6 protein-coding genes are annotated in these 11,926 nt (G+C 41.4%); all 6 read right to left on the bottom strand.

From position 1 onward, the window contains the following. Window positions 1–37: 37 nt before the first annotated feature. The gene (gene uvrC / locus E7K77_RS00560) at window positions 38–1,864 is read right to left on the bottom strand and encodes an excinuclease ABC subunit UvrC (protein WP_325305813.1); all 1,827 of its coding nucleotides are present in this window, start codon (window positions 1,862–1,864) and stop codon (window positions 38–40) included. 33 nt (window positions 1,865–1,897) lie between these two features. Next, a complete protein-coding gene (gene uvrA / locus E7K77_RS00555; protein WP_278472365.1) occupies window positions 1,898–4,750 on the bottom strand; it encodes an excinuclease ABC subunit UvrA in 2,853 nt (950 codons plus the stop codon). 134 nt (window positions 4,751–4,884) lie between these two features. Beyond that, a complete protein-coding gene (gene uvrB, locus E7K77_RS00550) occupies window positions 4,885–7,062 on the bottom strand; it encodes an excinuclease ABC subunit UvrB (protein WP_325305809.1) in 2,178 nt (725 codons plus the stop codon). After that, window positions 7,062–7,445 carry a hypothetical protein gene (locus tag E7K77_RS00545; RefSeq protein WP_004693457.1) on the bottom strand — a complete coding sequence of 128 codons (384 nt, stop codon included), beginning with the start codon at window positions 7,443–7,445 and terminating at the stop codon, window positions 7,062–7,064. The genes uvrB and E7K77_RS00545 overlap by 1 nt, the downstream gene beginning before the upstream one ends. Next, window positions 7,435–8,370, bottom strand: a complete 936-nt coding sequence (gene ftsY / locus E7K77_RS00540; protein WP_004693455.1) for a signal recognition particle-docking protein FtsY — start codon at window positions 8,368–8,370, stop codon at window positions 7,435–7,437. Before ftsY ends, E7K77_RS00545 begins: the two co-directional genes overlap by 11 nt. After that, window positions 8,370–11,924 carry a chromosome segregation protein SMC gene (smc, locus tag E7K77_RS00535; RefSeq protein ID WP_325305806.1) on the bottom strand — a complete coding sequence of 1,185 codons (3,555 nt, stop codon included), beginning with the start codon at window positions 11,922–11,924 and terminating at the stop codon, window positions 8,370–8,372. Before smc ends, ftsY begins: the two co-directional genes overlap by 1 nt. Between the last annotated feature and the right edge of the window lie 2 nt (window positions 11,925–11,926).

Here is an 11,926-nt window from a genome sequence, read left to right as displayed (position 1 = left end):
ACATCAGTGTAAAACATTAATAGGTGCTTTTTCCATTTTATTTTAAAATCTCTTGTTTCTCTACTTTGGACATACGGAAGAAATTATATAGTGTTTCTGCCGTCTTATAATTCATAGATTCTACATTTGCTAGTTCATCAATAGATGCCTCTTTCATGGCCTCTAAACTATTAAAGTGAGCCCATAAGGCCTTACGGCGTTTAGGACCGATGCCTTCAATATGATCTAGAATAGATTCAAGATTTCGCTTGCCCCGCAACTTACGGTGATAAGTAATGGCAAAACGATGGGCTTCATCACGAATTTGTTGGAGTAATTGAAGTTCCGGCGTGTGATGACTCAAAATGATACTTTCAGATTGCCCTTCTACAAAGACCTCTTCAATACGCTTAGCCAAAGAGATAACTGGCACATCAGTAACACCTACTGCACGAATCAACGGCAAAGCTGCATTGAGCTGACCTTTACCACCATCGATAATAATGAGGTCTGGCATAGGCCAATCTGTTTCATTACCATAGCGTCGTTCCATAATTTCAGCCATAGACTTAAAGTCATCAGATTTACCTTGCGTAGTTTTCAATTTAAAACGACGATATTCCTTTTTCGCTGGCTTGCCACCTTCAAAGACAACCATGGACGCCACGGTTTCAGAGCCTTGTGTATGGGAGATATCGAAACATTCCATGCGTTCCGGTAAGCGTGGTAAGTCGAGAATCTCGGCTAGCTTCTTAATCGCTCCGCCAGTCTTATCGATTTGGTGCTGCCACTGACGGCGACGTTCTTCAAGGAAGGTTTCCGCATTTTCATGCGCCATCTTAATCATATCCATCTTATAGCCACGTTGTGGCACAGATACATCTACATGTTGACCTTTGAGCTGTGTAAACCATTCTGTTAATAAGTCTCTATCTGTACTCTCCATAGGTAGTAACAACTCTTTAGGAATAAAGTTTGTATCTCCATAGTATTGCTTGATAAAGTCTGTCATAATGGTTTCTGAACTATCGCCATCATGTTGCACAAAGTAATTCTCACGGCCTAACAGACGACCACCGCGGATGAATAGCAACTGTACACAGGCCATCGATGTATCTACAGCCAATCCTAAGACGTCTAAATCGCCACGTTGAGTAACCATGCGTTGCTTTTCTTGTATCTTTTCAATGCTAGACAATTGATCACGATAACGTGCAGCATCTTCAAAGCGCAAATCTTCTGCAGCAGCCTCCATCTTTGATTTAATTTCCTTTAGCAATGGTATAGGTTTACCTTCAAAAAGTTCTATGATTTCGTCAATATACTTCCGATAATCGGGTACCGATATTTTATTAAAACACGGCGCCTCGCAGTAATGCATATGATACTGTAAGCATGGGCGTTCTACCTTCATAGACTTACAGGTACGCAATGGATAGTACTGTCGTATTAATTTCAGTACCACATGAACAGATGTGACATCTGTAAAAGGGCCAAAGTACTTGGCTCCGTCCCGCTCTAAACGACGCGTCATATATACGCGTGGGTAATCCTCTTGCACAGAGACTTTTACATATGGGTATGTCTTATCATCACGAAGTCTAATGTTATATTTCGGTTCATGCTCCTTGATAAGTGTATTCTCCAAGATGAGCGCTTCCATCTCCGTTTTTGTTTGAATGACTTCCACATCGACGGCTCGTTTCATCATGGCCGTAACCTTTGGTGCGCGATTTGCATCGTTACGCACATAGGAACGCACACGATTTCGCAAGTTAATAGCCTTACCTACATAAATAATTCGGTTATATTGATCACGCCACAAATATACGCCTGGTGTAGTTGGCAAATGGCTAACCTTTTCCAGTAATTCTTCAGACGGCATATTTCCTCCTTTCCTTGTAGATTTTTAGATGTTTTATTTCTTATTTTTTGCAGCTTTCATAAATTTCTTAGTCTGTTCCAATACAGGACCTAAGAATTTCCCGGTATAGCTTTCTTTCACCTTAACAATTTCCTCAGGCGTACCAATTGCCACGATAGTGCCTCCGCGATTACCACCTTCAGGACCAAGATCAATAATGTGATCAGCCATCTTAATAACATCTAAATTATGTTCGATAACGACAACTGTATCGCCACCCTCTACGAGTTGTTGCAATACGTGTAATAACTTGCGAATATCCTCGGCGTGAAGACCTGTAGTAGGTTCATCTAGGATGTATAGCGTTTTACCTGTGCTGCGACGAGCTAATTCAGTAGCTAATTTAACGCGTTGTGCTTCACCACCAGATAAGGTTGTTGCGGCTTGACCTAAACGAATATAGCCAAGACCCACCTCTTGCAAGGTAACCATTTTACGATTGATCTTCGGAATAGCGCTGAAGAACTCAACCGCATCATCTACCGTCATATCTAGTACATCTGCAATAGATTTACCTTTGTATTTAACCTCTAAGGTTTCTCGGTTATAACGGGCTCCCTTACAAACCTCACAAGGTACATACACATCTGGTAAGAAGTGCATTTCAATTTTAATGATACCGTCACCACGACAAGCTTCACAACGGCCACCTTTTACGTTAAAGCTAAAGCGCCCTTGTTTGTAACCGCGCATCTTTGCTTCCGGTGTTTGACTATATAGTTCGCGTATGGCATCAAATACACCTGTATATGTAGCTGGATTGGAACGAGGTGTACGTCCGATAGGGCTTTGATCAATATTGATGATTTTATCGATATGTTCAAGACCACGGATTTCTTTATGAGCCCCTACTTTGTGGTTAGAGCGATATAATTGATTAGCTAAACCTTTGTAGAGAATTTCATTAATCAAGGTAGACTTACCAGAACCGCTGACACCAGTAACAACATTAAACAAGCCAATAGGAAATTTTACATTTACATTTTGTAAATTGTTTTCCTTAGCACCGCGAATTTCAATGCAGTTCTTACCTGGTTTACGGCGTTCTTCCGGAAGAGCAATAAATTTACGACCACTCAAATACTGACCAGTAATAGAGTCTTTTACCTTCATAACTTCGTCAACAGAACCAGCGGCAATAATTTGACCGCCATGCTCACCTGCACCTGGACCAATGTCCACGAGATAGTCAGCCGCACGCATCGTATCTTCGTCGTGTTCTACAACGAGCAAGGTATTACCTAAGTCCCGCAAGCCTTTTAAGGTATCGATAAGTCGATCATTATCTCGTTGATGTAGACCTATGGACGGTTCGTCTAGGATGTACAATACACCTACCAAACCAGAGCCGATTTGCGTAGCTAGACGAATACGCTGTGCTTCACCACCAGATAATGTGCCTGCACTACGGTTCATTGTTAGGTAATCGAGACCTACATTATTAAGGAAACCTAGACGAGCATTGATTTCCTTTAAAATTTGAGCACCAATCACTTGTTCACGTTCAGTTAACTGTAGATTACCAAAGAAATCGAGTGCTTCTTTAATAGTTAACTGCGTTACTTCGTTGATATTCTTATCCCCTACAGTAATAGCTAATACTTCAGGTTTAAGACGAGCCCCATGACATGTAGTACACGGCTTAATAGACATAAACTTTTCAAATTCTTCACGCATAGAGTCTGTAGAGGCTTCACTATGACGGCGCTTAACCATCGGTAAAATACCTTCGTACTCAGTAAAGAATTCCTTTATCTCACCTCTCATATTTTCATAGGTGAAACTTACCTTATCCGTCGTACCGTACATCACCTTTTTCTGTAATGCTTTCGGCAATTCATCATAGGTGGAGTCTAAGGAATATCCATTAGCTTTTAATAGACCTTCTACTTGACGCATAAACCAAGCATTAGGATTGGAGCTCAAGGCTTGCACGCAACCATCGGCAAAGCTAATAGATCCATCTGGAATAATGCGCTCCTCATCAACCTCCATAGTAGAACCAATCCCTAAACAAGATGGACACGCACCAAACGGACTATTAAAAGAGAACATACGCGGTTCAATTTTAGGTAATGAAATATGACAATCTGGGCACGCAAAATGTTGGCTATACATGTGTTCAGGTCCGTCTACCTCTTGAATCACAACGATGCCTTCTGCCCATTTTGAAGCGGTCTCCATAGAGTCAGCCAACCGAGATTCAATGCCTTCTTTTACAACGAGACGGTCCACAACGATATCGATGGAATGCTTCTTATTTTTCTCTAATACAATTTCTTCGTCCAAGGTACGCACTACACCGTCTACTCGAGCACGAACAAAGCCTTCTTTGCGAAGTTGTTCAAACACCGATTTATGTTCCCCTTTTTTACCTTGAATCATAGGGGCCAGCACTAAAATCTTTGAACCTTCGGGAAAGCTCATTACATCGTCGGTCATTTGTTGTATTGTTTGCTGGGTAATAGGCTTACCACATTCTGGACAGTGTGCATGACCTACGCGTGCAAATAAGAGACGTAAATAGTCGTAAATCTCCGTTACGGTACCAACCGTAGAACGAGGGTTGCGACTCGTCGTCTTTTGGTCGATAGAAATGGCGGGAGATAAACCTTCAATATAATCGACATCGGGTTTATCCATTTGTCCCAAAAATTGACGTGCATACGCAGACAGGGACTCAACATAACGTCGTTGTCCTTCTGCGTAAATCGTATCAAATGCTAGGGATGATTTACCAGAACCACTGAGGCCAGTTAAGACGATAAACTGATCACGTGGCAAGGATATATCAATATTTTTTAGGTTATGCTGACGCGCACCTTTTACAATCAATTGATCTTTCATTATCTTTCCTATTTAAAGAGATGATACCAAACGGCATCATCTCTCCGATTACTAACATGAAATAATATATGTATATTATCGCACATATAGTCTATATAATCTATGTGTTTTCTTACAATCTTTTAAAATTGCTCTTAAGATTTACTTTTTGGACTCGTCCGCTTTCTAGATTTGGTAGAAGCAGGCTTCTTCAACTTGCTATCTCCTGCACTATGCATATCGGACCATTGTTGACGTAATACGCCCAATTGATCACGTAACTTAGCAGCGGTTTCAAATTCAAGCTGCTTTGCGGCGGCCTTCATTTGACGATCTAGTTCTTCAATCTTATTGTACAATTCTTCCGGTGTTATATCTGCCACCTTAGGTGCTGATGTATCTTGAACATATGATTCGTGTCCATGGTCCATGCCCTCTGAGGATTTTTTTTGTTTTCCTTTTTTCGATGAAAGTCCCTTTCCATCGGTAACCATATCTTCTTCGATTTTCGTTAATTCGATTAGCTCTTTTACATCTTTAGATACAGATTTAGGCGTAATATTATGTTCAATATTATAAGCCTCTTGCACGGCACGACGACGGTCTGTTTCATCGATAGCCCGTTGCATAGAACCTGTTACACGATCTGCGTACATGATAACATGACCATTCACATTACGAGCCGCACGACCTATAGTTTGAATCATAGCCGTATCGGAACGCAAGAAACCTTCTTTATCCGCATCTAAGATAGCAACCAAAGAAACCTCTGGCATATCGAGACCTTCACGAAGCAAGTTAATACCAACTAATACATCGAATACTCCAGCCCGCAAATCACGAATGATTTCAGCCCGCTCAATAGTAACAATATCGGAATGAAGGTAACGAACGCGTACGCCCATTTCCTTCAAGAATTCTGTTAAATCCTCAGCCATCTTCTTCGTCAAGGTCGTAACGAGAACCCGTTCATTCTTAGCAGCTCGTTTGTGAATTTCTCCAAGCAAGTCATCCATTTGCCCCTTTATAGGACGAATTTCTATAGATGGATCTAATAAGCCCGTAGGACGAATGATTTGCTCTGCAATATTCGTTTCTACTTCCATTTCGTATGGGCCAGGTGTTGCCGATACGTAAACAATTTGATTGATACGCTCTACAAATTCATCGAATTGAAGTGGTCTATTATCGAGTGCAGAAGGCAGACGGAAACCATATTCTATAAGAGATTCTTTACGGGCACGGTCACCATTGTACATAGCTCGAATTTGAGGCATCGTCACATGAGACTCGTCCACCATGATGAGGAAATCATCTGGGAAATAATCAATCAATGTAAACGGTGCTTCCCCAGCCTTGCGTTCAGACATATGACGTGAATAGTTTTCGATGCCCGAGCAATAGCCCATTTCTTGCATCATTTCTATATCATAACGGGTACGCTGTTCTAAGCGCTGAGCCTCCAATAGACGGTCAGCAGCTTTTAACTTCGCTAGCTGTTCATCTAGTTCGGCTTCTATACGCTCTACGGCAATATTCATCTTCTCTTTCGTCGTCACATAGTGAGATGCTGGATAGACAGCAACGTGCTTTCGTTCCGCAATAACTTCACCCGTCAAGGAATCTACCTCTACAAGGCGGTCGATTTCATCACCAAAGAGCTCCACACGAATGGCTCTTTCACTATAAGCAGCAGGGAAAATATCAATTGTATCCCCTTGTACACGGAAGGTGCCGCGAATAAAGTTCATATCATTTCTCGTATATTGAATATCTACGAGTTTAGCTAAAATTTCATCGCGCGATTTCGTTTGACCTAAGCGTAAGGACAATACAAGATCAGAATAGTCCTCAGGGTCACCTAAGCCATAAATACAGCTAACAGAGGCAACAATAATGACATCGCGACGCTCAAAAAGACTCATTGTAGCACTATGCCGCAGTTTATCAATTTCATCATTAATAGACGCATCCTTCTCGATATATGTATCACTAGAAGGAATATAGGCCTCCGGTTGATAAAAATCGTAGTAAGATACAAAATATTCTACCGCATTATTAGGGAAGAAACTTTTAAACTCGCTACATAATTGAGCAGCCAAGGTTTTATTATGAGCAATGATCAAGGTCGGCTTTTGAACTGCCTCAATAACCTTGGCCATTGTAAAGGTCTTACCAGTACCAGTGGCACCGAGCAAAACTTGGGCCCATTCACCGCGTTCAATGCCTTCTGTTAAAGATTGAATCGCAGTAGGTTGGTCCCCTGTAGGCGCAAAGGGCGCCTCCACTTTAAATGGTTGGCCCCCCTCGTAATTATATGTACTATGCTTCATTACTGTTCATCCTGATGTTTACGGATGGCTTTCATTTCTTCATCCGTCAAACGACGACCTGCATTTTCCGCTTGATTCAACGTATCCTCACCTTCTAAGACTTCGATGAGCATAGCAATAGAAAAACGATCTAATGTAGGTGTGGTCTTTTGGATTTCATCAGCCATCATCCAATCTGATTCAGTATAGTTATTAATACGATCTGTAATTTCTTCCCAGTTTGAAAGTAGCAATCGCGTAATGGGGCGATATAGTTCAATACCAAAGTACTCGATTAAGCTAACAATCTTATTCATATTTTCTAGGCTAACATTACATTCATTTTTTTTATTTTCAGATTCTACATATTCAAGTAAGAATTCCCGGTTATATTTATTTGTCACCTTGAATCATTCCTTTATTAAATAATGCATTAGCAAATTCTTTTGCATTAAATGGACGCAAGTCATCCATACCTTCGCCAACGCCAATCCAGCGTACGGGTACGCCCAGTTCCTCTTTAATAGAGATAACTACGCCGCCTTTTGCCGTACCATCTAGTTTAGTTACAACAATACCATTTACTGGTACAGCTTGACCAAATAATTTAGCTTGGCTTACTGCATTTTGACCCGTAGTACCATCTAAAACGAGCAATGTTTGATGCGGCGCACCTTCTACGTGATTATTCGCTACGCGCCCCATCTTTTTAAGCTCTTCCATAAGGTTAACCTTAGTATGTAGACGACCAGCCGTATCTACGATAACAAGGTCTGCATTACGAGCTTTCGCAGCTTCCATTGCATCATATACAACGGCAGCAGGATCTGCGCCTTCTTTATGTTTAACAATCGGCACACCAACGCGATCAGCCCAAATGGATAATTGGTCAGCTGCAGCGGCACGGAATGTATCACCTGCAGCAATGATAACCTTTTTACCTTCTTTAGTATAATAATTAGCCAATTTAGCGATTGTCGTTGTTTTACCAACACCATTTACACCAACTACGAGGATAACCTCAGGATGGTGCAAAGTAATTTCATCTTCTTGATCGATGAGCATTTCCGTGATGCGGTCTTCCATGAACGGCATTACATCGCCTGTATGATTAATGATACCTTCTGTTACACCACGACGAATTTCTTTCATCAAGTATTCTGTCGTCTTAGGGCCTAGATCACTAGTAAGCATAACTGCTTCTAAATCATCTAAAAAATCATCATCGATTTGCGCATAACCAATAACGATGCTTTCTACATTTTTTACAAAAGACTTACGAGTTTTTTCTAAACCGTCTTTAATTCTATCAAAGAATCCAAATGCCATTATGCTAGATCCTCCTTCACATCTTCAAATGCTACTGTTAATAATCGCGATACACCGCGTTCCACCATTGTTACCCCTTGAAGTACTTCGGCAGCTTCCATCGTCTTTTTACGGTGAGATACAACGATAAATTGTGTTTCTTTATTTACTCGATTTAAGTAGGAACTAAATCGTTCAACATTGGCTTCGTCAAGCGCCGCGTCAACTTCGTCAAGCACGCAGAACGGAGCTGGACGATAATCGAGGAATGAGAACAATAAAGCGATAACTGTAAGAGCACGTTCACCACCCGATAAAAGTGTCAATTGTTGACGCTTTTTCCCTGGTGGTTGAATATAGAAATCGATACCACCCGTCAAGATATTATCTGGATCAGTCAGTACAATTTGCGCAGTACCGCCACCAAACAATTGGCTGAATACCTCTTGGAATCTATGGCCTACCACATCCAATACATCGTATAGCTGTGTACTCATAGCCTTATCCATTTCGGCAATAACCGCCTGTAATTGCGCCTTTGCCGTATCTAAATCAGCTAATTGTGTGGTTAAGAAATCATAGCGTTCTTTAGTCTCTTCATATTCCTCAACGGCATTTGGATTGACTGGACCCAATTCGGCAATTTCGGCCATCAAACGAGCTTGCTCATCCTTCCAATCGTTAACGGAGCCTTCAATGCGAAGGGCTTGAGCATCTTCCAATGTAAAGCCTAACTCTTGCAATTCTTCTATAAAGCGCTCACAGTCCATGCGATGACGTGTAATTTTACCTTCCATATCAACAAGACGACCTTGCACCACTTTATAGCGTTGATTCAATCGGTCTTGCTCACTGAGGATAGATTCCATTTCCTCGCGCCCCGTAGATGTTTTATCATAGGCTTCATCACGAAGAGCACGTAATCGTTCAACCTCAGCCGTAGCAGAAGCCAACTCTTGTTCTGCAACTTCCTGAGCCTTAGGTAATTCCTCTTCATAGCGTTGTGTAGTACTAACTAACAAATTACGAAGTGGTGTTAAGCGCTCAATAATACTAGAAATAGACTGATTACGCTGTTCACGTTGTGTTTCCCGTTCCTGAATGGTATGTCGCAAGGTATCACAAGTAAGGCGAACTTCTGTAAAAGCTTCATACGCCTCTTGTTGCACCTTTTGCAACACAGTCAATCGATCCATCAACGCCCCTTGATTACCATCCACACCATGATTCTCTTGCAAGGAAGCTAATGCTGTTTCTTGATCTTTCAAGTTAGCAGTTGTAGTAGCCAAATCAATATCAATTTGTACTAAACGTTGCTCTTCTTCTGAAAGAACACGTTTCTTACGATCTATCTGATGTTGTATATTTTGTACCTTTGTTTCACTAGCCACATAGAGTAAGTTCGTATGTTGATAGATTTCATCAAGGCTAGCTCGTTCTTTTTCAGCCTCTTCAACCCGTTTTTCTAGATTTTCTAAGCTAGCTGTTAAGGAACGGATTTGTTCTTCAATTTGTACAAGCTCTTGTTCAAGACTAGCTGCTTCTTCCTTACGGCTCAATACAGAGGCGCGCTTACGCTTCGTAGCACCACCCGTTAAAGAGCCACCCGGTTGGAACTGTTCACCCGTAAGGGTTACAATACGCAATTGCTGATTGTATTTTTTCTGTAATCCAATAGCATCATCCATGGAAGATACTACCAAGGTGCGTCCCAACAAGTATTGAAAAATATGGGCGTACTTATTATCAAAGGAAATACAATCAACAGCAGTGCCTAATACACAGCTTTCATGTAAAGCCGGTGTATCATATGGTTTACCTTTTACTGAATCCATAGGCAAGAAGGTTACACGACCACCTTGGATAGATTTCAAATAGTTGACACCCTCCGCAGCAGCGCGAGCTGTAGTAGTCACAACATGGTTAACACTACCGCCTAATGCCGTTTCGATAGCCGTAGTATATTTGTCCTCTACCATAAAGAGATCGCCAACAGCGCCCGTGATTTGTTCGCGCCAAGAACCTTTACCATTGAGGATATTCTTAGTACCTTCTAAATAGCCTTCGTGCTGTTCCTCCCACTGTGCTAAGAGTTCTAAACGACCTTTTGCACGTTGTTCTTGAGTGCGCAGCTTTTGTAACTCCTTACGCTCTTCACGCGCTTTCATAGCCGCATTCTTAGCATCATCAACGAGGGCTTGTCGTTGAGCAGATAAGGCATTAAACTTTTGGCCTAGCTCTTCAAATTCAGAACGAGCGACTTGTAGTTCACTATCTACCTGTGCTATTTCAGATTCTAGAATAGCACATTGATTTTTGCTTTCTACCTTGCGAGCTTCTAAGCTCCGAATACTAGCCTTAGCCGTTTCAATAGCACTCACAACTTCTAATTGACGTTGCTCAAAAGCCTCTCGATCGGATTGCAAGGATTGGAACTTAGCTTGTTCTGCCCTTACATCTTCAACAGCCTTTTTGTAGGTCGCTTCTAATTCTTCTAAATTAGACTCTTTCTCTACTAATTGAGCACTTTCATCTTGAATCAATTGATTTAAGATGCGCAATTGTTGCTCCTCGCCCTTTTGCGTAGCCTCTAGCTCGCTAATGCGCATAGAAGTTTCATCTAATTCACGGCGCGCTGTTTTTAGTTGCTCTTCTAAGAGACGTAAATGGCCAGCTAAGCGTTCTTCATCACGTTGCTTTTCAGTATACTGAGCCTCCCACAACTTAAGCTGTTCCTGCTCTTTTGACGAGGACGATTGCAATTCGTGACGACGAGCCTCTAATTTAGACAATTCAGTTTGAAGCTCAATTTCTTCATCTTTAAAGGCAATATTATCGTTTTCAAAACGTGTTAAAAGACGATCAGAGGTCTTATAATTGTGGAAGCCTAATGCCCCATCATAATCGCGCTTTGCGCGGCTTAAGGTCATATATTTTTTAGTCTTTTCCGCTTTTTCAGACAAAGGTCCTAATTGCTCTTCAATGGTAGCCATTACGTCTCGTACACGCTCCATATTACGATCTGTACTGGCAATACGACGCAATGCATCTTCTTTATTGATCTTAAAGCGAGAAATACCTGCTACATCTTCAAAGATAAGGCGCCGTTCTTCAGGTTTAGAATTTAAAATAGCATCAATTCGGTTCTGCCCAATGATAGCCATGGAGTCTCTACCAAGACCGGTATCTGCTAGTAAAAGATGTATGTCCTTTAAACGACAAGATCGCTTATTAATGAGGAACTCACTTTCACCAGTGCGGTATATACGGCGTGTAATGGCTACCTCAGCCATATCTATATCTAATTGTTGGTCACTATTGTCAAACACAAGTGTAACCTCAGCAGCGCTCATAGGTTTGCGCTTTTCCGTACCAGAGAAAATAATATCCTCTGCTTTTTGACCGCGCAAATTACGGACATTGGATTCTCCCAATACCCATTTCATAGCATCCGTAATATTACTTTTACCACTTCCGTTAGGACCAATAACGGCAGTCATTCCTGGTGAGAATTTTACAATCGTTTTATCCGCAAACGATTTAAAGCCCTTTAATTCCAACCGAAGTAATTGCATGA

It is taken from the genome of Veillonella parvula, from assembly GCF_032577575.1.
GTDB lineage: Bacteria > Bacillota > Negativicutes > Veillonellales > Veillonellaceae > Veillonella.
The sequence above is the reverse complement of the archived record's forward strand: the minus strand, read 5'-3'. Positions and strand labels throughout refer to the sequence as shown.